The sequence below is a fragment of the Streptomyces sp. NPDC050264 genome (assembly GCF_040655895.1).
Lineage (GTDB): Bacteria > Actinomycetota > Actinomycetes > Streptomycetales > Streptomycetaceae > Streptomyces.
In genome coordinates, this window is record NZ_JBFAKV010000006.1 from 316,664 (window position 1) to 339,977 (window position 23,314).

General features: G+C 71.2%; 21 protein-coding genes and 2 pseudogenes. 13 read left to right on the top strand and 10 right to left on the bottom strand.

The window, feature by feature from the left end:
- Window positions 1-50: 50 nt before the first annotated feature.
- Window positions 51-1,112 (top strand): PP2C family protein-serine/threonine phosphatase, encoded by a 1,062-nt coding sequence (locus AB0J02_RS13385; protein WP_363193755.1) that lies wholly within the window; start codon window positions 51-53, stop codon window positions 1,110-1,112.
- A 16-nt stretch (window positions 1,113-1,128) separates the two neighbouring features.
- On the opposite strand, the gene AB0J02_RS13390 is transcribed toward AB0J02_RS13385, so the two are convergent.
- Window positions 1,129-1,698 (bottom strand): DinB family protein, encoded by a 570-nt coding sequence (locus tag AB0J02_RS13390; protein ID WP_363193756.1) that lies wholly within the window; start codon window positions 1,696-1,698, stop codon window positions 1,129-1,131.
- An 87-nt stretch (window positions 1,699-1,785) separates the two neighbouring features.
- Between AB0J02_RS13390 and glsA the strand changes: the two genes are divergently transcribed.
- The gene (gene glsA, locus AB0J02_RS13395) at window positions 1,786-3,579 is read left to right on the top strand and encodes a glutaminase A (protein WP_363193757.1); all 1,794 of its coding nucleotides are present in this window, start codon (window positions 1,786-1,788) and stop codon (window positions 3,577-3,579) included.
- Between the two features lie 13 nt (window positions 3,580-3,592).
- Here glsA and AB0J02_RS13400 read toward each other — a convergent pair whose 3' ends face one another.
- Window positions 3,593-4,264 (bottom strand): M15 family metallopeptidase, encoded by a 672-nt coding sequence (locus tag AB0J02_RS13400; RefSeq protein WP_363193758.1) that lies wholly within the window; start codon window positions 4,262-4,264, stop codon window positions 3,593-3,595.
- Between the two features lie 130 nt (window positions 4,265-4,394).
- Here AB0J02_RS13400 and AB0J02_RS13405 point away from each other — a divergent pair, with 130 nt between their 5' ends.
- The 5 genes and pseudogenes from AB0J02_RS13405 to AB0J02_RS13425 all read left to right on the top strand — a co-directional run bounded on the left by AB0J02_RS13405 (window position 4,395) and on the right by AB0J02_RS13425 (window position 7,803).
- Complete coding sequence (locus AB0J02_RS13405) at window positions 4,395-4,661, top strand: hypothetical protein (RefSeq protein WP_363193759.1); 267 nt, start codon at window positions 4,395-4,397, stop codon at window positions 4,659-4,661.
- 62 nt (window positions 4,662-4,723) lie between these two features.
- Window positions 4,724-5,437: a hypothetical protein gene (locus AB0J02_RS13410; RefSeq protein ID WP_363193760.1), complete on the top strand. Its 714-nt coding sequence runs from the start codon at window positions 4,724-4,726 to the stop codon at window positions 5,435-5,437.
- Window positions 5,434-5,991: a GNAT family N-acetyltransferase gene (locus AB0J02_RS13415; RefSeq protein WP_363193761.1), complete on the top strand. Its 558-nt coding sequence runs from the start codon at window positions 5,434-5,436 to the stop codon at window positions 5,989-5,991. The genes AB0J02_RS13410 and AB0J02_RS13415 overlap by 4 nt, the downstream gene beginning before the upstream one ends.
- 54 nt (window positions 5,992-6,045) lie before the next feature.
- Window positions 6,046-7,272 (top strand): 4-hydroxybenzoate 3-monooxygenase, encoded by a 1,227-nt coding sequence (locus AB0J02_RS13420; protein ID WP_363193762.1) that lies wholly within the window; start codon window positions 6,046-6,048, stop codon window positions 7,270-7,272.
- A 44-nt stretch (window positions 7,273-7,316) separates the two neighbouring features.
- Window positions 7,317-7,803 (top strand): annotated as a pseudogene (locus tag AB0J02_RS13425) (SRPBCC family protein).
- 48 nt (window positions 7,804-7,851) lie between these two features.
- On the opposite strand, the gene AB0J02_RS13430 reads toward AB0J02_RS13425, so the two are convergent.
- Window positions 7,852-8,838: a helix-turn-helix domain-containing protein gene (locus AB0J02_RS13430; RefSeq protein WP_363193864.1), complete on the bottom strand. Its 987-nt coding sequence runs from the start codon at window positions 8,836-8,838 to the stop codon at window positions 7,852-7,854.
- Between the two features lie 163 nt (window positions 8,839-9,001).
- Here AB0J02_RS13430 and AB0J02_RS13435 point away from each other — a divergent pair, with 163 nt between their 5' ends.
- Both AB0J02_RS13435 and AB0J02_RS13440 read left to right on the top strand, forming a co-directional pair.
- The gene (locus AB0J02_RS13435; RefSeq protein ID WP_363193763.1) at window positions 9,002-9,607 is read left to right on the top strand and encodes an isochorismatase family protein; all 606 of its coding nucleotides are present in this window, start codon (window positions 9,002-9,004) and stop codon (window positions 9,605-9,607) included.
- A 287-nt stretch (window positions 9,608-9,894) separates the two neighbouring features.
- Entirely contained in the window at window positions 9,895-10,284 is a 390-nt protein-coding gene (locus tag AB0J02_RS13440; protein ID WP_363193764.1) for a DUF6083 domain-containing protein, read from the top strand.
- Window positions 10,285-10,294: 10 nt separating this feature from the next.
- On the opposite strand, the pseudogene AB0J02_RS13445 reads toward AB0J02_RS13440, so the two are convergent.
- The 7 genes and pseudogenes from AB0J02_RS13445 to AB0J02_RS13475 all read right to left on the bottom strand — a co-directional run.
- Window positions 10,295-10,456: pseudogene (locus tag AB0J02_RS13445) on the bottom strand (hypothetical protein); the annotation flags it as partial.
- A 177-nt stretch (window positions 10,457-10,633) separates the two neighbouring features.
- Window positions 10,634-11,083 carry a hypothetical protein gene (locus AB0J02_RS13450; RefSeq protein WP_363193765.1) on the bottom strand — a complete coding sequence of 150 codons (450 nt, stop codon included), beginning with the start codon at window positions 11,081-11,083 and terminating at the stop codon, window positions 10,634-10,636.
- 161 nt (window positions 11,084-11,244) lie between these two features.
- A complete protein-coding gene (locus tag AB0J02_RS13455; RefSeq protein WP_363193865.1) occupies window positions 11,245-11,904 on the bottom strand; it encodes a glycoside hydrolase family 11 protein in 660 nt (219 codons plus the stop codon).
- Between the two features lie 361 nt (window positions 11,905-12,265).
- The gene (locus AB0J02_RS13460; protein ID WP_363193866.1) at window positions 12,266-14,557 is read right to left on the bottom strand and encodes a glycoside hydrolase family 3 N-terminal domain-containing protein; all 2,292 of its coding nucleotides are present in this window, start codon (window positions 14,555-14,557) and stop codon (window positions 12,266-12,268) included.
- A gap of 107 nt (window positions 14,558-14,664) precedes the next feature.
- Window positions 14,665-15,528 carry a carbohydrate ABC transporter permease gene (locus tag AB0J02_RS13465; RefSeq protein WP_363193766.1) on the bottom strand — a complete coding sequence of 288 codons (864 nt, stop codon included), beginning with the start codon at window positions 15,526-15,528 and terminating at the stop codon, window positions 14,665-14,667.
- A complete protein-coding gene (locus AB0J02_RS13470) occupies window positions 15,525-16,427 on the bottom strand; it encodes a sugar ABC transporter permease (RefSeq protein WP_363193767.1) in 903 nt (300 codons plus the stop codon). Before AB0J02_RS13470 ends, AB0J02_RS13465 begins: the two co-directional genes overlap by 4 nt.
- Complete coding sequence (locus AB0J02_RS13475) at window positions 16,424-17,728, bottom strand: extracellular solute-binding protein (RefSeq protein WP_363193768.1); 1,305 nt, start codon at window positions 17,726-17,728, stop codon at window positions 16,424-16,426. Before AB0J02_RS13475 ends, AB0J02_RS13470 begins: the two co-directional genes overlap by 4 nt.
- Before the next feature lie 139 nt (window positions 17,729-17,867).
- Between AB0J02_RS13475 and AB0J02_RS13480 the strand changes: the two genes are divergently transcribed.
- From AB0J02_RS13480 to AB0J02_RS13495, 4 genes are all read left to right on the top strand, one after another.
- Window positions 17,868-18,896 carry a LacI family DNA-binding transcriptional regulator gene (locus AB0J02_RS13480; RefSeq protein WP_363193769.1) on the top strand — a complete coding sequence of 343 codons (1,029 nt, stop codon included), beginning with the start codon at window positions 17,868-17,870 and terminating at the stop codon, window positions 18,894-18,896.
- A gap of 129 nt (window positions 18,897-19,025) precedes the next feature.
- The gene (locus AB0J02_RS13485) at window positions 19,026-20,642 is read left to right on the top strand and encodes a phosphodiester glycosidase family protein (protein WP_363193770.1); all 1,617 of its coding nucleotides are present in this window, start codon (window positions 19,026-19,028) and stop codon (window positions 20,640-20,642) included.
- Between the two features lie 40 nt (window positions 20,643-20,682).
- Entirely contained in the window at window positions 20,683-21,663 is a 981-nt protein-coding gene (locus tag AB0J02_RS13490; RefSeq protein WP_363193771.1) for an alpha/beta hydrolase family protein, read from the top strand.
- 120 nt (window positions 21,664-21,783) lie between these two features.
- The gene (locus AB0J02_RS13495; RefSeq protein WP_363193772.1) at window positions 21,784-23,274 is read left to right on the top strand and encodes an MFS transporter; all 1,491 of its coding nucleotides are present in this window, start codon (window positions 21,784-21,786) and stop codon (window positions 23,272-23,274) included.
- Window positions 23,275-23,314: the final 40 nt, after the last annotated feature.

A 23,314-nucleotide genomic window follows, 5' to 3' on the forward strand; every position in this document is an offset into this window, starting at 1 on the left:
ACGCTCAACAACCGACGGAACCGACTGACGAACCGTTCGGCGGGGGAGCGATGAGAGTGACCGAAGGCCGTGACGGGCGCGTGCTGCCCGCCCTGCCGTACTGCGTGATGGCGCTCGTGGTCGTCGCCGAAGAGGCGACGCCCACGGGATTCGGCCTGCTGCCCCTGATGTCGCTCGGCCCGGCGTTCGCCGGCCTCGTCGGCAGCAAACGACGCACCGCCCGCATCGGAGCCCTGGCCGTGGTGCTCTGCGTCGTGCTCGCGGCGTCCGACGGCACACTGGGCAGGCGGCGCGTCTACATCGCGGTGGTGAGCGTCGCCGGTGTCACCGCGGCGGGCCTGCTCGCGGTGGCGCTGCGGGAGCGCCGCGACGCGGAACTGGCCAGCGTCCGCAACATCGCGGAGGTCGCGCAGCGGGTGCTGCTGCGCCCGGTGCCGCGCGTCGCGGGCGAGCTGCGCGTGGCGGTCTCCTACACCTCGGCCGTCGCACAGGCGCGGATCGGCGGCGACCTGTACGAGGTCGTGGTGGCCGCCGGCGGCACCCGCGCCGTCATCGGGGATGTCCAGGGCAACGGTCTGGAGGCCGTGGAGACCGCCGCGCTCGTCCTCGGCGCCTTCCGCGAGGCCGCCCACGACGAGCCCGAACTGGCGGGGCTCGGCCGTCGGCTGGCGCGCGCCGTCGACCGGGAGCTGGAGGGCGAGCGGTTCGTCAGCGCCCTGCTCGTCGAGGTGCCGGCGGGCGGCCGCGAAGTGACGTTCCTCAACTTCGGGCACCCGGCGCCGCTGATCGTGCGCGCCGACGGCACGACCCTCTTCCCCGAGCCGCCCCAGTACGCGCTGCCGCTCGGCCTGAGCATGCACGGCGGGGACCCGGCCGTCCCCTACACCGTCGCCTTCGCACCCGGCGACCAGATCCTGCTGTACACGGACGGGGTGAGCGAGGCCCGCGACGGGGCCGGGGACTTCTACCCGCTGGCGGACCGCGTGGCCCTCCTCAAGGACCCCGACGACGAGGCGGCCATCGAGCGCCTGCGCACGGACCTGGTGGACCACGCGAAGGGGCCGCTCCACGACGACGCGGCGATGCTGCTGATCCGCCACCGCGAAGCCTGACCCGGCCCCGCCTCGGCTACTTCGCGGCCTGCTCGGCCATGCGCTGGAGCCGGTCGCGGTACTCCTGCCACCACGCGGGATCGTGCGAGGGCAGGCTGTCGTTGTCCTCGCGCCACCCCGCCGCGCCGTCGAGGCCTTCCCGGAGGATGTCGGCGTGCCCCGCGTGCCGCTGGGTGTCGCCGAGCACCCGGACCAGGACGTGGTGGAGTGTCACTTCATTGCGCTCCTTCGGCCACCACGGCACCGCGCCGACGGTGTCGAGGGGGAGGACATGGACCGAGGCGTCGGTATGGCTCCAGGACCGCCGGTAGCGTTCCACGATCAGTTCGCGCGACTCGTCGGGGGTGGCGTACGCGTCCTCGTGCGGATCGCCCAACGGCACGTCGTGCGGCCTGCCGAACGTGTCGCAGAGGTAGCCCACTTCCACGAACGTCACATGCTTGACCAGGCCCAGCAGGTTCGTGCCGGTCGGCGTCAGCGGGCGGCGGACGTCGTACTCCGAGAGACCCTCCAGCTTCCACAGCAGCGCGTCCCGGGCTTGCTGCAGATACAGGAGCAGGTCCTTCTTCTGTTCGATCTCACTCATGCCGCGAGTCTGCCCGGTGCACCCGGCATGGCGAAGCGAATTCCGTCAGCGGGTGCAGCACGACCCCGGATGGGTTTCGATGGCGGGGTGCGACACAAGCAGCAGGGCGCCCCGGCCGATCCGCTCACCGCCCTCCTCGACCGGATTCGCGTGCGGCTGCGCGACCTCGACGACGGAGAGCCCGCCTCGTACATCCCCGAGCTGAGCCGCGTCGACCCCGGCCTGTTCGGACTGAGCCTGTGTGCCTTGGACGGGCAGGTCTACGGCAGCGGCGACACCACGGTGCCGTTCACGGCGCAGTCCGTCTCCAAACCGTTCGTGTTCGCGCTGGCCCTCGCCGACCGGGGCCTGGAAGAAGTCCTGGCGCGGGTCGGCGCCGAACCCAGCGGCGAGGCCTTCAACTCCATCCGCCTGGAGCCCGGCACCGGACGCCCGCCCAACCCGATGGTCAACGCCGGTGCCATCGTGACCAGTTCCCTCGTCGCCGGGGACACCCCCGAGGCCCGCTTCACCCGCATCCTCGACGGACTCTCCGCCTTCGCCGGCCGGCCCCTCGACGTCGACGAGGCGGTGTACGCCTCCGAGTGCGCGACCGGCGACCGCAACCGCGCCCTCGCCTACCTGATGCACAACGCGGGCTCGCTCACCGGAGACGTGGAGGAGCAGCTCGGCGTCTACTTCCGGCAGTGCTCCACCCTGGTCACCTGCGACGACCTCGCCGTCATGCACGCGACCCTGGCGGGCGGCGGCGTCAACCCGGTCACCGGCCGGCGCGTCGTCGCCCCGCGCCACGCCCAGCACGTCCTCGCCGTCATGGCGACCTGCGGCATGTATGACGCGTCGGGACAGTGGATGCTCAAGGTCGGCATGCCCGCCAAGAGCGGCGTGTCCGGCGCGATCGGCGTCGCCCTGCCCGGACAGTTCGGCATCGGTGTCTTCAGCCCGCCGCTGGAGGAAAAGGGCAACAGTGTGCGCGGCCTCGCCGCCTGCCGCCTCCTGTCCGACCAGTTCGGGCTGCACCTGATGCGCGCCGTCGACCCGCAGCGCCGCCCGCTGCCCCCACGCTCCCTGCACGGCACCCCGCTGCGTTCCCTGCGGCACCGCCCGCGCTCCCAGCGCGCGGCCCTGGAGGCACACCCGAACCGGATCCGCGTGCACGTGCTCCAGGGCGACCTCGACTTCGCGACCGCCGAGCAGACCCTGCGGGTGGCCCACGAACTCGCCCCGGACGTCGGCTGGTTCGTGCTCGACCTGACACGCGTCGGCCGCGTCGAACCCGTCGCCGCCGATCTGCTGCGGGCTCTCGGCGCCGACCTGCGCGGGCGCGGCGCGCGGATGGTGCTCGCCGACCCCGACGAACGACAGGCGATGAGCCGCACCACGGACGAGTTCCCCGACCTCGGACGGGCTCTGGAGACCTGCGAGGACGACCTGCTCACCGCGCTCGGGCTCGACCCCGACGCTCCGGTCCCGCTGACCGTCTGCGACCTGTTCGGCCGCGCCGACGAGCGGCTGCGCCCGGCCCTCGCCGAGGCCTTCGACACGCTGCACCTGAGCGCCGGGCAGAGCGTCGAACCCCCGGCCGCCCCCCTGGGCGAACGCATCGTCCTCTGGTACGTCGAGTCGGGCCGCCTCGCCGTCTGCGCCGACGCCGCCGGTGCGGTCTCCCCGCTGCGGACCTGGTCGGCGGGGCCCGGCGCCGCCCTCACCCCCGCCGACTTCCCCGCCCGGCTCGCCCGGCAGGTCCTCGCCGAACGCGACACGGCGTGCCGCACACTCACCGCCGCGGGACTGGCACGGATGCGCGCCAGGGTGCCCGAGGCGGTGGCGTTCCTGGAGCGGGCACCACTGGAGGGCCCGGAGACCGTCGACCGGCCGTGAGGGCCGGGAGTACTCAGCGCCCGTTCGCGGAGAAGTGCTGGTAGTCGGGGTGCGCCCAGCGCGCTCCCCACGCCCAGCCGACGTGACGCATCGCCGTGGTGACCGCATCCCCGGAGTGCAGCATGCCCGGCGCGCGTCGACGCCGGTCGAGGAACTTGGCCCCGGCCGCCGGATGCACCCGGCCGCTCACGTCCACGTACGGGTTCTCCAGGGTGTTGATGTCGACGGCGTCACCGTAGGAGTGCTGGGAGACCACGCCCGCGTTCCCGGTCACTCCGCGGCAGTTGAACGCGGAGGTGTTGTCGTCGGCCATCGCGGCCGTGTCACTGCCGCCGTACTCCGCCAGGGTCCGCATCCTGCGGATCGGGAACCGTGCGGCGAACGCCTTTCCGAAGACGTACACCACGTTGCGGACCACCCGCTCGTGCACGACGATCTCGCCGCGGTGCACCCGGCCGTCGAACCCCCAGTGGACGAGCTTGATCGAGCGCAGCCGGCCCGGCCCCACCGGGCAGCCGCGATGCCACGTACGGCCCAGCTGGGCGGCCGTGACACCGCGGACCTGGTACGTGAACCGGGGCGGGCCGGCCGCGGCACCGGCCGGGGCCGCGGGCAGGACGGACACCGCCGCGAGCACAGTGGTGAGAAGAGCCGTGGACAGGAGGAAACGGAATCGGTGGCGCACCGGGTCAACGTAGAGCGCGCTCCCCGCGTGGCCGCCGTGAAACGCCGGGGACTGGTGCGTACGAGACCGCGCGGCCCCGCACCACCGCTCGCGCGGCCGATTGTCAGTGGCGGGTGCGAGGGTGGACGGCATGGACGAGGAGGAGTTCATGCGGGGAAGGGTGTACGGCGCGGACCACGAGGACGCGGGGCCGCGGCCCCGGCGTGCCTACGCGCAGTTGGTGGGCGGTCCGCTGGACGGGCTGTTGCTGGATGTCACCGACCGGCCGGCCGAGGAGGCACAGGGTGTCATCGCGCTCCTGACCGAACTGGGCGCGTTCGGCCCCGGCGGCCGCGCGCTGTACGGGCCCGTGGGCGCCGACGGGCGCCGGTTCGCCTGGCAGGGCGATGCGCCGTGAGGACCGCGACGCCCGAAAAAGGGGTCGCGCAGCGGTGCCTGTCCGCGTCATGATCGACACTCATGACGATGTCGAAGCCGGACCTGCTCCGCGCCGCCGCGCTCAACAACGCCCGCTGGTGTGCCGCGATGAGCCGCTCGCACGGAGTGGAAGGCGACTTCGGACCCGGGGCGTGGACGGCGCCGCAACGCACGCCGTCCTCCTATCCGGACGCCGTGACCCTGACACCGCACGAGGACGCCGGGGCGCTGACGGCCCGGATCGACACGAGCGCGCCCGGCGCCTCGGTGAAGGACAGCTTCGCCGACCTCGACCTTGCCCGGCACGGCTTCACGGCGCTGTTCGAAGCCCAGTGGATCCACCGCCCCGCGGGACCGCCCGCCCGGGAACCCGAGGCGGCCTGGGACGTCATGCGGCACCCGGCCGCGCTGCGGGCCTGGGCGCGCGCGTGGGCCGCGGGAGAGGATGACGACGCGTTCCTCTTCCAGCCCGGACTCCTCGCGGAACCAGAGGTGTTGCTGCTGGCCGGGCGGGATCCCGACGGCCGTGTGGTGGCCGGCGCCGTGGCGAGCCCGAGCGATGGCGTGCTCGGGATCTCGAACGTGTTCGCGGAGACCGGCGGTCCCGCTGCGGCCTGGCCCGTCGTCCTGGACGCGGCGCACACGCTGTTCCCGGACGTGCCCCTCGTCGGCTACGAGCGCGGCGACGCGCTGACCGCCGCGCGGGGCCAGGGTTTCGCGCCGCTCGGCCCGCTCCGCGTCTGGCTGCACGGATGAGGGGCGAAGGGGCCCCATGGGTCGGACGGCTGAGGGGTGACGCGGTCGCCTTCCGGCGTGCGACCACCGAGCAGACGGACGACGTACTCGGCGTGCTGGACGAAGCGGCGGAGTGGCTGCGGGCGCGGGGCATCGACCAGTGGCCGGACCGCTTCGAGCCGGCGTGGGTCGCCGACGGCCTGGCGCGGGGCGAGACCTGGCTGGTCACTGTCGCGGGAGAGATCGCCGGAACCGTCACGCTGGACCGGGCCGACCTCCTGTGGACGGACGCGGCCGGCCCCGCCGTGTACGTGCACCGGATGGCGGTGCGCCGCCGCGCCCCCGGCCTGGGCGCGGTGATCCTCGACTGGGCCGCGCGGACCGGGCGGCAGCACGGGGCGAAGGCGCTGCGGCTGGACTGCGTGCGGTCCAACGGGCGACTGCGTGCCTACTACGAGGACCGGGGTTTCGTGCACCGCGGCGACGTGGCGGTGGGCGGCGCCCCCGGGCAGCGGGAGGACGAAGGCCCCGTCACGTGGGTGAGCCGCTACGAGCGGACCCCGAAGCCCTTCTGACAGCTCTCCGCGCCCCGCTGTCGGCTCGGTGAAGGGCGTCGACATAATGGCCGCGTGACCTCCCCCCAACACCCCCAACTCCCTTCCCCGCGAAGCGTTCCGGTCGTGATCGTCGGCGCCGGTCCTGCCGGACTGACCGTGGGCAACATCCTGCGGGCCGCGGGAATCGACTGCGTGGTCCTGGAATGCGAGACCCGCGAGTTCATCGAACGGAGGCCGCGGGCCGGTGTCATCGAGGGGCGGGTGGTGCAAGGCCTCGAACAGCGGGGCCTCGCCGGCAACCTGCTCGCACGGGCCGAACGGCACACCGCGTGCGAGTTCCGTTTCGACGGCGAACAACACCGCTTCCCCTACCACGAACTGACGGGAAGTCACCACTTCGTCTATCCGCAGCCGCTGCTGGTGACCGATCTCGTACACGAGTACGCCGATGTACGCGGCGGTGACATCCGGTTCGCCGTCCGCGACGTGGAACTGCACGACGTGGACACGGACCGGCCCTCGGTCTCGTACACCTGCCCCGAATCCGGCCAACGGCAGGTGCTGCACTGCGCGTTCATAGCGGGATGTGACGGAGCGCGCGGTGCGAGCCGTGGTGCGCTGCCCACCGACCGGGTCCGCATGGCCCGGCACGACTACGGCATCGGCTGGCTGGCGCTGCTCGCCGAGGCGCCGCCGTCCGCGGACTGCGTGCTGTTCGGCATACACCCCGAAGGATTCGCCGGACAGATGCCCCGCGGCCCCGGTGTCACCCGCTACTACCTCCAGTGCCCGCCCGGCGACGACCCGGACAACTGGCCGGACGACCGCGTCTGGGAGCAGCTGCGCCGGCGGCTCGCGGCGGTCGGCGCCGCGCCGCTCACGGAGGGCCCGCTCATCGAGAAGCGGGTCCTGGACATGCACGACTACGTCGTCGAACCGATGCGCCACGGGCGGCTGTTCCTGGCCGGAGACGCCGCCCACCTCGTCGCCCCGATCGCCGCCAAGGGCATGAACCTCGCCCTGCACGACGCCTTCCTCCTCGGCGACGCACTCGCCGCGCACATCAGGCGACTCCCCGGCGCCGAGGGCGGGTTGGAACGGTACGCGCAGACGTGCCTGCGCCGCGTATGGGACTACCAGGAATTCTCGCAGTGGCTCTCGGAGATCTACCACGGGGCGGCCACGGGAGACCCGTTCCGTTCGGGCACGACCCTCGCCCGGCTGCGCCGCCTGTTCACCTCGCCGCGCGCAGCGGCCGCGTTCGCCGAGCAGTACCTGGGCGCTGCCGAACGCTACTGAGACGGACTCCGGCGCGCTGTCCGGAGGGCCGCTAGCGTGGTGGCATGTATGAGACACGGATGTCCCATCACGTGAACGCGTCGCCCGGCGCCGGTCTACCGCGCGCTGCTGGACGCCGAAGCGGTCGCCGAGTGGCGGGTGCCGGCCGGGATGCGCGGCCGGGCCCACGAGTTCGAGGCGCGCGAGGGAGGCAGGTTCCGCGTCTCGCTCACATACGACTCGCCCACGTACGACGTACCCATGTCCCCCGGCAAGTCCGCCGCGCGCACCGACACGTATCACGGCAGGTTCGTCCACCTCGTACCGGACGAGCGGGTCGTCGAGGAGCTCGCGTTCGAGACCGACGAGCCGGCTCTGCGCGGCACCATGGCGATCACCACCACGCTCTCCGCGGCCGACGGCGGCACCGACGTCCTCCTCGTCCATGAGGGCGTCCCCGACGCAGTGCCTGCCGCCGACAATGAGACGGGCACCCGCATGGCGCTGACAAACCTGGCCCGGTACGTGGAGGAGCGCGAAGGCCCCTTGTAGTAAACGGAGTTGGTCGTGTGCCGCAGGGTACTCTCGGCCTGGACGAGGTCAGCCGGTGACGGTACGGAAGCGGCGCCGGTACTCCGTCGGCGTCGTGTCGAGCTTGCGGCGGAACGCCCGGACGAGCGTGTCGGTCGTACCGAAACCGCAGGCGGACGCGATGCGTTCGAGGGTGGAGTCGGTGGACTCGAGCTGATTGCGGGCCCGTTCGACGCGGGCGGACTCGATGTACCCGGCGGGGGTCGTGCCCAGCTCGGCCTTGAAGATCCGGGTGAGCTGCCGCTCACTGACATGGGCCTGCGCGGCGAGGTCCGTGACCGTGAGCGGGGCACCGAGTCGCGCCGTGACGTAGAGGCGCAGGTCCTCGACGCGGCGCGTCGTGGAAGCCGGTTCGAGAGGGACGCTGAACTGGCTCTGCCCGCTCGGCCGCTTCAGATACATCACCAACTGCCGGGCGACGCGCAGCGCCGTCGCCTCGCCGTGGTCCTCGGCCACCAGGGCGAGGGAGAGGTCGAGACAGGCGCTGATGCCCGCACCGGTCCACACGTCGCCCTCGCGGATGAAGATCGGGTCGGCGTCGACGTCGATCTCCGGGTGGTCGGCGGCGAGTTGCTGCGCGGTCGACCAGTGCGTGGTGGCGCGCTTGCCGTCCAGCAGCCCGGCGGCGGCGAGGACGTGCGCGCCCACACACACGGACGTGACGCGCCGGGACCGCGCGGCGAGCGCCCGCACCCGGTCGACCACGGCGGGGTCGGCGACGGCCCGCACCCGACGCTCGTCGTCCACCTCGACGGAGCCCGGCACCAGGAGCGTGTCGACGGCGCGACCGGCGAGCTCGGCGAAGGTGGTGTCGGGCAGCAGGCGCACCCCGGCGGACGTGGTGACCGGGTCCATCGTCTCGGCGGCCAGCACGACGTCGTAACCCGCCGCTTCGCCGGTCTCGCGCCGCACCAGCGCGAAGACCTCCGGCGGCCCCGTGACGTCGAGCAGATCGACGCCCTCGAAGAGAACGATCACGACAAGCCGTTTCACCATGCTGCTGCTCACAGGATTGCCCCCCAGGCGATGTCCGGATCTGCAGGTTAGACGACATTGCCGACACTGGTGGGCCGGACATAGCGTTTCGGACGAGGTCACCCGGCGGTGACCCGCGAAACCGGCCGGCGCAAAGCGGCCCGACTCCCGAGGCGGTACTCCCATGGACACGACGAACGCTACGACGACCACTCTGCGCGCACTCAACGGCTTCGACGAGACGCCCGCGTCGCTCGCCGACTCGACCCTGATTTTGGTCGACTACCAGAACACGTACACCCGTGGCGTCCTGGAGCTGACGGGCTGGCAGGCCGCGCTCGACGCCGCCGCCGAACTCCTCGCCCGGGCCCGGGAGGCGGGTGCCAAGGTCGTCCACGTCATCCACGACGGCGGCGAGGGCAGCCCGTACGACATTCGCGAGGAGATCGGGCGGATCCACCCGCGCGTGGCCCCCGTCGACGGCGAGCCCGTCGTCGTCAAGCAGGCCCCGGACGCGTTCGTCGGCACCGACCTGGGCGACCACGTCGACGCCGCCGGGCACGAGACCGTGATCGTCGCCGGGTTCATGACGCACATGTGCGTGCTGTTCACCACGCAGGGCGCGTTCCTGCGCGGTAACCGGCCCACGGTCGTCGCCGACGCCGCCGCCACGCGGCCCCTGCGCTCCGTGGGTGCCGAGCTGTCCGCGGACCAGATCCACCACGGCGCGCTCGCCACCATCGCCGACCTCTACGGAGTCGTCGTCCCGACCGGCAAGTCCCTGGTCTGAGACCGGTTTTGCGTCGTCGCGAGGTCTTCTGTGATCGGCCGGCCGTGCGGTGAGCCTGTGGTGACGTACGGGCGGCACGTCATGTGCTGACCACAGGTGTGGGAGGCGCCCCTGTATGGGGCCGGGGGCGTTGGTGTCCAGAGGGCGTGTTCAGCCACTGCTTGTGGGGCGTGAGTGGTGTGACGGTGCACGTGTCGACTCGTCTGTCCCGTGGCATCGCCCGAGCCTCGTCCCTCCCGTCCGATGTGGGTCGTGTGTTGGCTGCGTGCAGCTCGCACGCTTCTGCTATGGGGGATTTCAACGAGAAGGTCCGCAGGCTGGGCAGTGCCCAATTGCCGTGCCCGGCTTGCGGGTTGCCACAGGAGCAGGTGCAGACGTTGGAGCATGAACCGGTGCTGTTGGAACCGGACATGCTGCTCCTCGCCCACACGGTTCCGGCGGATCACCGGTGGATCGAACTGTCCGACGGCAGGGTGGCGCTGTACGGCGTGTGCCCGCCGGATCCGTTCCAGAGGTGCCGCATCTTGCACGAACTGGCCTGTCCTGGACAGGCGCTGCCGGACTTGTGGCCGTGGTTGACGACGCTGCGGCAGGAGAACGCGCGGAAGGCGGAACGGCAGCACGAGGAACCGCCACCGCTGCCGCCCGGGACCGGGCACTTGCCCGACGTGGGATGACGCCTTGTCTTCAGCCGTCTCTTCCGGGGGGATTCCTGGTGCGGGCGGTCCTGTCGATCCCGGCGTCCTTGAACTCGGCTCCGTCCAGGGGCACTTGGTCCACGCTGAATCGGGCGCCTCTCAGGTAGGCGCCCTGGAACTTCGTCGAAGTTGTGTAGCTGCCGGTGAAATCGGCTTGTGATGCCCAGGTTCTGGGCCCATATCGGTTTCTTGGTGGCTGTTGTCCCGTGCGTCGTGGCGTTGTTCATCGGCTGGCCCACCGGCCGGTTGCTCGTGGCGCTCGTCATCATGGCCGTCAGCGTCGTGGTGATGGCGATCGAGAAGCCGAAGCGCCGCCGCTGGAACGCGTTCAATCCGCTGTCGGGGCAACGGCGAGGCTCATCGCGGGGCAGCCGAGGATCCCTGTCAGGACGTGCCGCTGGCGCTTCGTCAGGGAGGCCAGGAAGACCGCCGAGTCGGCCTGGGTCTGCTCACAGAGCGCGGCTGTTTCACGAAGTTTTCCGTAGCTCAGGGGGGTCCGCGAGGAATAGGGCAGCGCCATCTTCTGGGCCCCGCCGGCCGAGACACCACGCCGTTGCACGACGCGACCAACGACCGTTGCACCACGCGCTGTCATCTCCTGAGCCGCCGTATCCATCAACGCGGCGAAGTCCTTCTGCTTACCGGAGAAGTAGCCGACAAGCACGACATCGGCACCCTCGACCGCCACCGCCACCGCCACCGCCGGAGCCTGCTGCCGGACTCGCGCCCGCCCCGCACGGCGAACTGGTTGCCGGTCGCGCCTGCGGTGCTGATGCATGTCCGACAGGCTAGATCTGCTGCCACCCGCGGCGATACATGTTATTGCTGCACCGTCCCGGCCCGGCGGTTCTCGTCGCCCGGCCGGCCGGGGCGCTGGAAGAGGCGGCACAGGAGACGGTGCGGTTCTCCCGTGCCGCCGGAATGTGGCGCGTGCGGAGCTCAGCTCACCGTGAGGCTGGAGCTGCCGCTGCTCTGGTAGCCCTCGGTCGCCAGGATCATGTAGTAGCTGAAGCTGCCCATGGGCATGCCGGCCCGGCCCCACGCGTCGAAGTGGTTGCCGGTGGTGATGGTGCCGCCCGTTCTCCTGGACTGGCGCACGCTCCAGTACTGGTTGAAGGTCTTGGTGCCTTCCACCGACGGGGCGTTGTACCGCGTCGTCTGGTAGATGTCGTACGTGCCGCCGTCGCTGGTCACCGTCCCCTTGTACGTGCCGGTGGGCCGGTAGGTGCCCCAGTTGTCGACGATGTAGTACTCGACGAGCGGGTTCGAGGTCCATCCGTACAGGGCCAGGTAGCCGTTGCCGGACGGGTTGAAGCTGCCGGAGTAGTTGACCGTGCGGCGGCTGCCGTTGCTCCAGCCCTTGCCGCAGACGAAGTTGCCGCAGTTGGTCCAGTTGGCGCCGTATTTGCCGCCGGAGCCCAGCGTCATGGAGACGGAGCCGCCGCCGTCGGTCCAGAACGAGTAGTAGTAGCCGTTGTTGGTCCCGGTCTGGTTCGTGGTGATCGTCGTGTCCGCGTGTGCCGAGCCGGGCAGGAGCAGTCCGGACGCCGTGGCCAGCGCGAAGGCGCCGGCGCCGGTGAGGGCGCTCCTGCGGCTGATCCGGGTGGGGGTGTCGTCCTGGTGCACGCATCCTCCTGGCGTTCGTGGGGTGGGTGGTGCGGATGAGATTGGCGTGAGCGCGTCAAAGTGTCAACGGTTTCGACATTGAGAGCGAAAGCTTTTCAGTGTCGGTGGCGCGCATCGATTTTCGATCTCAAGCGCCCTCAACGCCTGTCAAGAGGCATTTTGAGGCTCGCGCGGCCATCGGTCACGACTCATCCGGCAGGCCACGCCACGCTGCTTCGAGGTGCCGTTCCGCCACGGGGAGACGTTCGGTCGAAAGTGTTTCGAGCCGAGAGGCCGTGTGCCCGGCCCCTCTTCGGGCAGCCGGGCACACGGGCGTGTAGGTACACGAAACCGCTCAAGCGCTCGGCGCAACCGCCTCCGTCGTCAGCCGGGCGTGCAGGTGACGACTGTGGTCGACTTCCCGGACGGCCCCGGTGAGCGTGAGATGCGCGGTCAGCCGCGTGCGGCTGCTCGACGAGGCCAGGCGCAGTTCCAGCTCCCCGGGTTCCACCACGCGTCGGCCCGCCCGCCCGGTGAACGCGGCCAGGTCGGCCGGCACCCGGGCCCGTATCCGTACCGCCTCGCCCGGCGCCAGTTCGGCCGGGCGCGCGTAGCCGATGAGGCGCTGGACGGGCTGCACGACCGAGGCGACCGGGTCGTGCAGATAGAGCTGTACGACTTCGGTGCCGGGCCGCGCCCCGGTGTTGCGGACCGTGCAGGCGACCTCGAACTCGCCGTCGGTGGAGGCTATTTGGCCGCCGGACACCTCCAGATCGCTCCACTCGAATGTGGTGTACGCCAGTCCGTGGCCGAAGGCGAAGGCCGGACCCGGATCGAGGTTCGACACCTCGGAGGCCTGTCCGAGGCGGGCCGCGAGGTAGGTCGCGGGCTGCGCCCCGGTCTGCCGGGGTACCCCGATCGGCAGCCGGCCGGAGGGGTGTACGCGGCCGCTGAGGATCCCGGCCAGCGCGCGGGTGCCCTCTTCGCCGGGGAAGAAGGTCTGCACGACGGCGGCGGCCTCGTCCGTCGCCCGCCCCAGGACGTAGGGGCGGCCGGCGAGCAGCGTCACGACGACGGGCGTGCCGGTGTCGAGAAGCGCGTCGAGCAGTTCCTGCTGGGCTCCGGGCAGGGCGAGCGAGGCGACGTCGCAGCCCTCTCCGCTGGTGCCGCGTCCGAACAGGCCGGCCCGGTCGCCGAGCGCGGCGACGACCACATCGGCGCCCCGGGCCAGCTCGACGGCGGCCGCGAAACCGTCGCCGCGCGGCGCGTCCACCGCGTCGAGTCCGCGCGCCGTGACGATCTCGCTGTCGGAGAATTCCGCCGCCAACGCCTCGCGCAGCGTGGGCAGTTCGATGCCGAGCGGCGTCTCGGGCGTACGACTGCCGACGTGTACCGGGAACGAGTAGCAGCCCAGAACGGCCGTCGGCGTCTCGGCGAGAGGGCCGATCACGGCGACGCGGGCCGCCGGTTCCGGGGCGAGGGGAAGCGTGCCGTCGTTGGTCAGGAGGACCACGGACTCTTCTGCGACGCGGCGGGCGAGGTCGCGGTTGCCCGTGGTGTCCAGGTCGACCGTGCCCCGGGCGTGCTCGGCGTCGATGCCCGTCAGGACGGCGGGGGCCGGGTCCCAGTCCGGGTCCAGCAGGCCGGACTCGGCTTTCTGGGTGAGGACCCGGCGGGCCGCGCGGTCCACCAGGTGCTCCGGCACGAGCCCGTCGGCGATCGCCTTGCGCAGGGGTTCGCCGAAGGCCTTCACCGTCGGCAGTTCCACGTCGACGCCGGCCGCGAGCGCGGCGCCCGCGGCCTCCCCCAGTGAACCGGCCACCCCGTGCAGGGTCTGGAGGAACGCGATGCCGAAGTAGTCGGCGACGACCGTTCCTTCGAAGCCCCAGGTGTCGCGGAGCAGCCCGGTCAGGAGCTGTTCGTCGGCGGCGGACGGGATCCCGTCGGTGTCCGTGTAGGCGTGCATCACGGACCGTACGCCGCTCTCGCGCACGGCCATCTCGAACGGCTGCAGGATGACGTCGGCGAACTCCCTCGCCCCCATGGAGACGGGGGCGAGGTTGCGGCCGGCCCGGGACGCGGAGTACCCGGCGAAGTGCTTGAGCGTGGCGACGATCCCGGCGGATTCCAGGCCCTGTACGTAGGCGGTGGCGACGGTGCCGACGAGGTACGGGTCCTCGCCGATCGTCTCCTCGACCCGGCCCCAGCGTGCGTCACGCACGACGTCGAGGACCGGGGCGAGACCCTGGTGGATGCCGACCGAGCGCATGTCGTGCCCGATGGCCGCGGCCATCTCACGGATTAGATCGGGGTCGAAGGTGGCGCCCCAGGACAGCGGCACCGGGTAGGCGGTGGCGCCCCAGGCGGCGAACCCGGCCAGGCACTCCTCATGGGCGAGGGCGGGGATGCCGAACCGGTTCGCCGCGGCGATCCGCCGCTGCGTCCGCGCCAGTGAGAGGGCGCCGAGGGCCGGGTCGACGGGAGCGGTCCCGAAGGGCCGGGTCAACTGGCCGAGCCCCTGCGGGAGAAGCTCGTCGAGATCGACGGTCTCCTCCATGTCGTGCTGGTACGGGGCGACGTCGCCGCCCTCCGCCGAGGCCCCCACCCAGACTCCGAAGAGCTGGGCGATCTTCTCCTCCAGGGTCATCTCGGCGAGCAGGGCGTCGGCCCGGTCCGCGGGGGCGGCGCCCGGATCGCGCCACAGCGGGGCGGGGGAGCTGTCGGGTTCTCGGTCCGCTCGGGTCATGTGGTCGGTCACTTTCCTCCGACTCCCATCAGCCCCTGCACCAGGGCACGACGGGCGAACAGGTAGACGATCAGGATGGGGAGCATGGACAGCACGACCGCGGAGAGCAGGCCGGGGATGTCGACGCCGTGTTCGGTCTGGAAGTCGTAGAGACCCATGGTGATGACCTTGGATTCCGCGGACTGCGTGAGGACCAGCGGGAAGAGGAAGCCGTTCCACGCTTGAAGCGCGGAGTACACGGTGATGGTCGAAAGGCCACTGCGGGACAGCGGCAGCACCAGACGGAAGAAGATCCGCCACGGTGACGCGCCGTCCATCGTCATCGCCTCGTACAGCTCGGGCGTGATGTCCCGCATGGCCCCGGTCAGGATGAGGGTGCACACGGGCATCGCGAAGGCGGCCGTCGGCAGGATGACGCCGATGAGGTTGTCGTAGAGGCCGGCCTCGCTGATCACGTAGAACATCGGCACGATGACGGCCTGCGCGGGGATCGCGAGGCCCAGCAGGAACAGCCGGAACACCCCTCCGGTCAGCCGGCCGCGGCCCCGCACGATGGCGTACCCGAGCGGCGGCACGAGCAGCAGGACGATCCCGACCACGCAGACCGTGACGATCAGGGTGTTGAGGAAGTACTGCCCGAAGCCGCTGTTGAAGTTGCTGATGTAGTTGTCGAGCGTGAAGTGGTGCGGGAGGGACAGCGGTCCGCTGTCGCCGTAGTCGGAACGCGACTGGAACGTGGCCACCAGCATCACGTACAGGGGCAGACCGACCAGGAACAGCCAGATCAACGAGCCGAATCCGGCGAGGTAGTTGGGGCGCTCCCGGCGGGCTGCCCCGGTCTTGGTGCCGGTCACAGTCTTGGTAGCCGTCACAGGCCCTCCAGCTGGCTGCGCATCTTGTCGTAGCCGGACAGCCGCACCATGACGAGCGAGACGACCGTGGCGACGAGAACCAGGAGGAGGCCGACCGCGGAGGCCGAACCGTAGTCGAAGCTCTTGAACGCCTTTTGGTACATGTAGTACGCGCTGATCGTGGTGTCCGTGCCGGGTCCGCCCTGGGTGAGGATCAGCACCGTGTCGAACGTGGTCAGGCCGCCGACCACCATCAGGATTCCCGAGGTGATGATGCTGTTGCGCAGCTGCGGCAGGGTGATGTGGAAGAACTGGCGCACCGTGCCCGCGCCGTCGATCTGCGCCGCCTGGTAGAGGACCGGGGGCACGGCGCGGGCGGCGCCCTGGTAGATCAGTGTGTGCAGCGGCGTGAACTGCCAGGTGCTCACGAACACGAGGACGCCGATGGCGGTGGTCTGGTGCCCGAAGAGGTTGCCGTCGCCGAACAGCCACGTGGCCTGCGCCGGCACCCCGAAGTTCGGGTCGAGGACGGCGCGCCACAGGACGGACACGGCGGCCGCGGACAGCAGCAGCGGCACGAAGTAGATCGCGGAAAGGACGGCCCGGTTGCGCTGGTGCCCTGCGGCCCAGACCCCGAGGAGCAGACTGAGCGGCGTCTGTACGGCCACACCGAGCACGGTCAACAGGAGGCTCAGCCACAGGCTTTGGAGCATCACGGGATCGGCGAAGAGCTTGCGCCAGTTGTCGAGCCCGACGAACTCCGGGTCGGTCAGACCGTTCCAGCTGGCGAACGACAGGACGGCGACGAGGACCAGCGGGACGAGGGCGAAGAGGCCGAAGAACACCGCGGCGGGGACCGCCCAGCCGACGCCGGGCCGGCCCACCCCGGCCGCGGAGGCGCGTATGTGCGTGTCGGTCATGACGTGGGCAGGGCCTGCATCGCCTTGACGAAGCCGTCCTCGTCGAGCTGGCCGTTGAAGAACTGCTGGATGGCCTGGTACATCGAGGTCGACGCCGACTGCGGGTAGGCCTGGTCCCACGACAGCTGGAAGGAGGGGGCCTTCTTCACCAGGTCGTACTGGAACTTCGCGTAGTCGGGGCTCGCGGCCTCGTCCAGGTGATCGGCCGTGTTCGTCGTGGTGGGCAGGTTGCCGATGCCGAGATGCGCCTTCACGAACTCGTCCGAGTACTGCATCTTCAGGAACTGCGCCACGGCGTCGGGGTACTTCGTCTTCTTCAGGACGGAGTAGAAGTTGTTGGTGTTGCCGACGAGGTCGCCGGGTTCACCCTTGCCGCCGGCGACCGTCGGGAAGGAGGTGTATCCGAAGTCCTTCTTCGCGAAGGCGGGGTGGGCCTCCTGCTGCGTCGAGTACTCCCAGGAACCCATCAGCTCGAATCCGGCCTTGCCGGTGGCGAGCAGGGTCGGCGAGCCCTGGTCGGTGAACTTCACGGAGTCGTAGTTGGAGCCGAACGCCCCGGCGTCGACCAGTTCCTTGATCATGCCGAGCGCCTTCTTGCTGTCGGCGCTCTCCCAGGCCGTCTTGTCGCCCTTGACCGCCTTCTGGAACAGGTCGGGGCCGGCGACACGGTCGTAGAGGTACTCGAACCACATGAGGGTCGGCCACCGGTCGCCGCCGCCGAGCGCGATCGGCGTGACGCCCTCGCCCTTGAGCGCCTTGACGGCGGTCAGCAGTTCGTTCCACGTCGTGGGCGGTGTGACGCCCGCCTTGTCGAGGACGTTCTTGTTGTGGAAGAGCAGCACCGGCTGGGTGCCGCGCATCGGGATGCCGTACGGCTTGCCGTCGACCATGGCGCTGTTGAACACGGAGGGCAGGAACTTCGACTTCAGCCCCGGGTCCTTGGCGATGAAGTCGTCCAGGGGGAGCAGCAGGCCCGCGTCGACGAACGGCTTGATGCTGCCGCCGCCCCAGTTGTAGAAGATGTCCGGGGCCTGCTTGCTGCTGATGATCGTCTGCAACTTGGCCTGGTAGTCGGCGCCCGGAATCGTGTCCAGGACCGCCTTCACCTTCGACTTCTTGTTGAAGTCGGCGATCAGCTGCTTCTCGACCTTGTTCGCCGAGTCGCCGTATACCAGGACGTGAATCTTCCCGTCGCTTCCGCCGACCGAGTCGGAGCCACCGCACCCGGCCAGGGTGAGCAACAGGGCGAGCGCCGCACCGCCGGCGGCGACAGATCTCGGCATCCGTGCGCGTAGTGTCATGGTTTCGCCTCTCGAAACTCTTTCGGCCCAAGTACCGAAAGTTCACACGTCGGGACGCTAGGTGGCTGCCATGGAGGGGTCAACCCCGCGTCACCGAGTTACCAAAGCGTTACGAGGCGGGGGCGGTTGGCGGTGCCTTATGCTCCTCGACATGCGAGATGACGAGGAGTTGGGCCGCATCACCCTGGCTCAGGTGGCCCAGGAGGCGGGGGTCTCCATTTCGACAGTTTCGAAAGTGCTCAACGGGCGACAGGATGTCGCGGGGCAGACGCGGGTCAGGGTGGAGCGCCTCCTGGAGGAGCACGCCTACCGGCGCACCACCCGGGCCGCCCGCGAGGCGCCCCTCATCGAGCTGGTCTTCCACGAGCTGGAGAGCGTCTGGGCGCTGGAGCTGATCCGCGGCGTGGAGAAGGTCGCCAAGGCCCACCAGGCCAGCGTGGTGCTGACCGAGAGCGGTACGCGCCAGGCGCCGGGCCCCGAGTGGATCGAGGGCGTGCTCCAGCGCAGGCCGCGCGGAGTGGTCCTGGTCTTCTCGGCGCTGCCGACCGAGGTCAAGCAGCGGCTGCGGTCGCGCTCCATCCCGTTCGTCATCATCGACCCGGCCGGGGACCCCGACCCCGACGTGCCCTCGGTCGGCTCGGCCAACTGGAACGGCGGCCTGGTCGCCACCCGGCACCTCGTCGAACTCGGGCACCGGCGGATCGGCATCATCACGGGCCCCGGCGACATGCTCTGCTCGCTGGCCCGCCTCGACGGCTACCGCTCGGCGCTGAGCATGGCCGGAGTCCCGGCCGACCCCGAACTCGTGCGCTACGGCGACTTCCACGTCGAGGGCGGCCGCGAGCGCGCGGTGGAACTGCTCGATCTGCCCGACCCGCCGACCGCGATCTTCGCGGGCAGCGACCTGCAGGCGCTCGGCGCCTTGGAGGCGGCCCGCCTGCGCGGCCTGCGCGTGCCGGAGGACCTGTCCGTGGTCGGCTACGACGACGTGCCCCTGGCCCAGTGGTCGAGCCCCGCCCTCACGACGGTGCACCAGCCGTTGCGGCAGATGGCCGAGGAGGCGGTGCAGATGCTCATGCGGCTGCGGATGCGCGAACCGGTGACGACACGGCTCGAACTGGCGACGAGCCTGGTCGTACGCAAGAGCACGGCGGCGCCGGGCGCCTAGGCGGGGGACGGCCGGCGAACGGACGTGCGGCGGCCGGATGAATTACGTGTACATGCCTTGACTGGTGGTCTCGACCACACGCACCGTTGCGGGGCTGTCTTCCGGCAAGTGGTGTCCCGTGGGGGGTTCGTGAACAGCAGACTGTTCGGCGTGGGCGTGACGCTGTCCGTCCTCGCCGTACTGGGAGCCGGCACGGCACCGGCGTCCTCGGACCAGAGGCAGGACGCGCACCGGGGCCTGCCCCTGGGCGCCGCCGACCTGACCGAGTCCCGCACCACGCGGACGCTCCAGCCCGGGGTCACCCTCACCCGGATCGTGCGCGGCGCCGAGGCGCCCGCCCTGGTGTGGACGGTCGAGGTGTCCATCCCCGGCGGCGCCACGTCGCCGGACCCCGACGCGCCCCCGGCGGCGCTCAAGGACCGGGCCAGCGCCGACGCGCTCGTCACCGACCTGCGCGCGGACGGCTTCGACGCACGGGCCGAGGACGTCGTGACCCCCGCGGTGGCGGACTTCGCCGGGGGCTCGCTCGGCTGGCGGGTCCGCGTCGGCCGGTTCGGCTCGGACACCGCGGCGACCGCCGAACGCGCCCGGCTGAGCGCGGCCGGGTACACCGGCGCGGCCGCCTACACCGGCTGGGACGGGAACCGCACCGACCGCGGGCCGTGGCGGATCGACGTGCTCACCATCGACCCGCACCGGTTCCGCGGCGCGCTCAAGGCGTCGTACGGGCCCGACCTGGAGAACCGGGAGACGACCAGCGCCCTCGCGGCCGCCGCGGGCGCGGCGGCCGGGGTCAACGCCGGCTTCTTCGTCCTCGACCCGAAGGCCGGCGCCCCCGGGGACCCGGCCGGAGTGGGTGTCTACGACGGACGGCTGCTGAGCGAGACGGTCGACGGACGCCCCGGCCTGGTGGTCCAGGACTCCGCCCGGCGGACCCGGATCGACCGGTTCACCTGGCAGGGCCGCGTGGCCGGCGCCGGCAGGACACTGCCGCTGGACGGCGTCGACCGCGTCCCGGGCCTGATCAGGAACTGCGGCGGCACCGCCGACGACAGCCCCACCGCACTGCCGCTGCACGACACGACCTGCACCGACTCCGACGAACTCGTGGCCTTCACAACGGAGTTCGGGACGCGGACCCCGCAGGGCGACGGACTGGAAGCGGTGCTCGACCGGCACGGGCGCGTGGTCGACCTGCGCTCCCCGCGCGGAGGCACGTTGCCGGAGGGCGGCAGCTCCGTACAGGCCACCGGAACGCAGGTGAACCGACTCGCGGCCGTCGCCGAGGTGGGCCGACAGCTGCGTGTGCAGGCCGGGTTGAAGGACGCGAAGGGGCGTTCCGTCGCGGCATCGCGCGACACCAGCATCCTCAACGGCGGCCCCGAACTGGTCCGTGACGGGCGGGCGCACATCACCCCGGCCGCCGACGGGATGGTCCAACCCGGCAACCCGAGCTTCTATTACGGCTGGGTGCACAAACGCAATCCGCGCACGCTGGCCGGCGTGGACGCCGCCGGGCGGACCGTGCTCGTCACCGCCGACGGACGCGGCACCGGCGCGCTCGGGCTGAGCATCCCGGAGAGCGCCGCGGTCGCGAAGGCACTCGGTCTGCGCGATGCGATCAACCTCGACGGCGGCGGCTCCACCACCATGGTCGCCGACGGTCACGTCATCAACGACCCGTCCGACACCACCGGCGAACGCCCGGTGGGGGACGCCCTGTTGATCACCCCCGACCGCACCTGATTCCGCCTGCCCCCACCTGATCCCACTGACGGGAGCCGCGATGACCGCCGCCTCGAACCGCCGCGTCAGATGCCTGCTGCTCGTCCTGGCCGCGCTGCTGCTCACCCTCGCGCCGCACGCGCCGGCCGTGGCCGCCGGCTCCCGGGGCGCCGAGGTCGTCGCAGTCACTCAGGTCGCCGACCGGCAGGTGGACCTGTCCGTACGCTCATCAGCGCTCGGCGGCCGCACGGTGAACGTCCGCCTGCTCACCCCCGACGGCTGGAACCCTCGGGACCACCACCGGCGCCGGCCGACCCTGTGGCTGCTGCACGGCTGCTGCGGCGACTACACGTCATGGACGGACATGACCGATGTCGCCGGCGTCACGAGCCTGCGCGACGTCCTCGTGGTCATGCCGGAGGCCAGCTGGAACGGCTGGTACAGCGACTGGTGGAACCACGGCCGCGGCGGCGCCCCCGCCTGGGAGACGTTCCACACCCAGGAGTTGCGCCGGCTCCTCGAACGCGACTGGGGAGCGGGCAGCCGTCGCGTGGTGGCGGGCCTGTCCATGGGCGGCCAGGGAGCACTGATGTACGCGGCCCGGCATCCCGGCAAGGCGGCCGCGGCGTTCTCCGGTTCCGTGCACCCGCTCCTGAACGACGAGTCGCGGAAGCGCCTCATGGGCTTCTTCGCCGGCCGGGGCGACGACCCCCTCAAGGTCTGGGGCGACCCCGTCGCGCAGCGGTCCGTCTGGGCGGCCCACGACCCGTACCACCTGGCCAGGCGCCTCACGTCGATCCCCGTCCACCTCTCGTGCGGTGACGGCACCACAGGACCCCTGGACCCGCCGGGTACCACCAGCGACCTGGAAGCGGACTTCAACCGGCAGAACCAAGCCCTGGCCGACAGGCTGCACCGCCTCGGAGCCCGCCACCTGACCACCCACTTCTACGGCCCGGGAACCCACGGCTGGGCGTACTGGCAACGCGAGTTGCACGCCTCGCTGCCGATGCTGCTGCGGGGGCTGGGGATGCGGCCCTGACCCGGGCCCTCGTCAGTTGACCGCAGGTGAGGCCGTCCGTGGTCGTGTGTTTGACATCGACAGGGACCACGTTACTCTCGATATTGCTAAGGATATTGGTAATCAATGAGTAGAGGTAACATGGATGCCGACCGAACCGCCGAGCCGTATCGGTGGCGCTGGCTGATCCTGGTGGTGATGATCGTCGCGGAGATCATGGACCTCCTCGACGCGTCGATCGTCAACGTCGCCGGGCCGGCACTGGAGACATCCCTGGGCGCCGGGCCCGTCGGATTGCAGTGGGTGATCGGCGGCTATGCCCTCACGCTGGGGGCCGGGCTGGTGCTGGGCGGCAGACTCGGTGACCGCTACGGGCGGCGCCGGATGTTCCTGATCGGCCTGACGGCCTTCACCACGAGCTCGCTGCTGTGCGCGCTGGCGCCGAACATCGAGTCGCTGATCGCCTTCCGGCTGCTGCAGGGCACCGCCGGGGCGATGCTGCTGCCGCAGGGCCTCGGCCTGCTGCGGGAGAACTTCTCCGGGCCCGAACTCACCAAGGTGTTCGCGATCTTCGGACCCGTTCTCGGGCTGGGCGGCATCGTCGGCCCGGTCCTCGGCGGCTTCCTCATCGAGGGTGACTTCTTCGGCCTCGGCTGGCGCTCGGTGTTCCTGGTCAACCTGCCCATCGGTATCGCGGCCCTGGTGATCGCCGCGATGTTCGTACCGAGGAAGGCGGGCGACCGCACGGTGAGCGTCGACGTGCCGGGCGCCGCCCTGGTCGCGGCGGCCTGCGCGCTGCTGGTGCTGCCGCTGAACCAGGGGCAGGAGGACGGCTGGCCGCTGTGGACATGGCTGTGCATGGCCGCGTCGGTTGCCGGGTTCGCCCTGTTCGCGCTGCGTCAGCGCCGTACGGCCGCCGCCGGCCGGGAGCCGCTGGTGACCCCGGCGCTGCTGCGCAAGCCCGCGTTCACGGTCGGGCTCGGCGGCATCGCCCTGTTCTTCGGCGGGCTGATCGGAACGCAGCTGGTGCTCACGCTCTACCTGCAGATCGGCCGGCACTTCACCGCGGGAGACGCGGGCCTGGGCAATCTGCCGCTCGCGGTGGGTACGGCGATCGGCGGCGCCGTCAGCGGCGCGGTCCTCGCCGACCGGATCGGCCGCAAGGTGCTGCAGATCGGGCCGCTCGTCCAGCTCGCCGGCGCGGCCCTGCTCTGGTTCGAGCTCGACGGCCTCGACGCCGCGTCCTTCTCGATCTGGGACATCACCCCGGGCGTGACGGTGGCGGGTGTCGGCGCGGGCATGGTGATCGCCGCGCTGTTCAGCTTCATCCTCGCGGCCGTCGACGACGACGAGATCGGCTCCGCCTCCGGCGTGCTGTCCGCGGTGCAGTCCATCGGCGGCTCCATCGGGGTGGCCGTCTTCGGCTCGGTGTTCTTCGCGCAGGCCCGGACCGGCGACTTCACCGCCGGCTTCCACCACGCGCTGATCGTGCAGGCGTGCCTGCTGGCGGCGTTCCTCGCGATCACCTTCCTGCTGCCGAAGAAGGGCCGTCCCGAGGACGAGCAGAACGGCCTCGCCCCGGGCGGCTCGGCCGGGAGCCCCGACGGTGCGAAGCAGGACGTCACCGTGTGACACCCGGCCCTGCCCGCCTGCGGCCCGCGGGTCTCGCGCA

What these genes read in the sequence shown, in the direction of transcription:
- AB0J02_RS13385 (WP_363193755.1), top strand. Translation starts at nt 51, where the DNA reads ATGAGAGTGACCGAAGGCCGTGACGGGCGCGTGCTGCCCGCCCTGCCG.
- AB0J02_RS13390 (WP_363193756.1), bottom strand. Translation starts at nt 1,698, where the DNA reads ATGAGTGAGATCGAACAGAAGAAGGACCTGCTCCTGTATCTGCAGCAA.
- AB0J02_RS13405 (WP_363193759.1), top strand. Translation starts at nt 4,395, where the DNA reads ATGGACGAGGAGGAGTTCATGCGGGGAAGGGTGTACGGCGCGGACCAC.
- AB0J02_RS13410 (WP_363193760.1), top strand. Translation starts at nt 4,724, where the DNA reads ATGACGATGTCGAAGCCGGACCTGCTCCGCGCCGCCGCGCTCAACAAC.
- AB0J02_RS13415 (WP_363193761.1), top strand. Translation starts at nt 5,434, where the DNA reads ATGAGGGGCGAAGGGGCCCCATGGGTCGGACGGCTGAGGGGTGACGCG.
- AB0J02_RS13430 (WP_363193864.1), bottom strand. Translation starts at nt 8,838, where the DNA reads ATGGTGAAACGGCTTGTCGTGATCGTTCTCTTCGAGGGCGTCGATCTG.
- AB0J02_RS13435 (WP_363193763.1), top strand. Translation starts at nt 9,002, where the DNA reads ATGGACACGACGAACGCTACGACGACCACTCTGCGCGCACTCAACGGC.
- AB0J02_RS13440 (WP_363193764.1), top strand. Translation starts at nt 9,895, where the DNA reads ATGGGGGATTTCAACGAGAAGGTCCGCAGGCTGGGCAGTGCCCAATTG.
- AB0J02_RS13450 (WP_363193765.1), bottom strand. Translation starts at nt 11,083, where the DNA reads ATGCATCAGCACCGCAGGCGCGACCGGCAACCAGTTCGCCGTGCGGGG.
- AB0J02_RS13460 (WP_363193866.1), bottom strand. Translation starts at nt 14,557, where the DNA reads ATGACCCTGGAGGAGAAGATCGCCCAGCTCTTCGGAGTCTGGGTGGGG.
- AB0J02_RS13470 (WP_363193767.1), bottom strand. Translation starts at nt 16,427, where the DNA reads ATGACCGACACGCACATACGCGCCTCCGCGGCCGGGGTGGGCCGGCCC.
- AB0J02_RS13475 (WP_363193768.1), bottom strand. Translation starts at nt 17,728, where the DNA reads ATGACACTACGCGCACGGATGCCGAGATCTGTCGCCGCCGGCGGTGCG.
- AB0J02_RS13480 (WP_363193769.1), top strand. Translation starts at nt 17,868, where the DNA reads ATGCTCCTCGACATGCGAGATGACGAGGAGTTGGGCCGCATCACCCTG.
- AB0J02_RS13490 (WP_363193771.1), top strand. Translation starts at nt 20,683, where the DNA reads ATGACCGCCGCCTCGAACCGCCGCGTCAGATGCCTGCTGCTCGTCCTG.
- AB0J02_RS13495 (WP_363193772.1), top strand. Translation starts at nt 21,784, where the DNA reads ATGGATGCCGACCGAACCGCCGAGCCGTATCGGTGGCGCTGGCTGATC.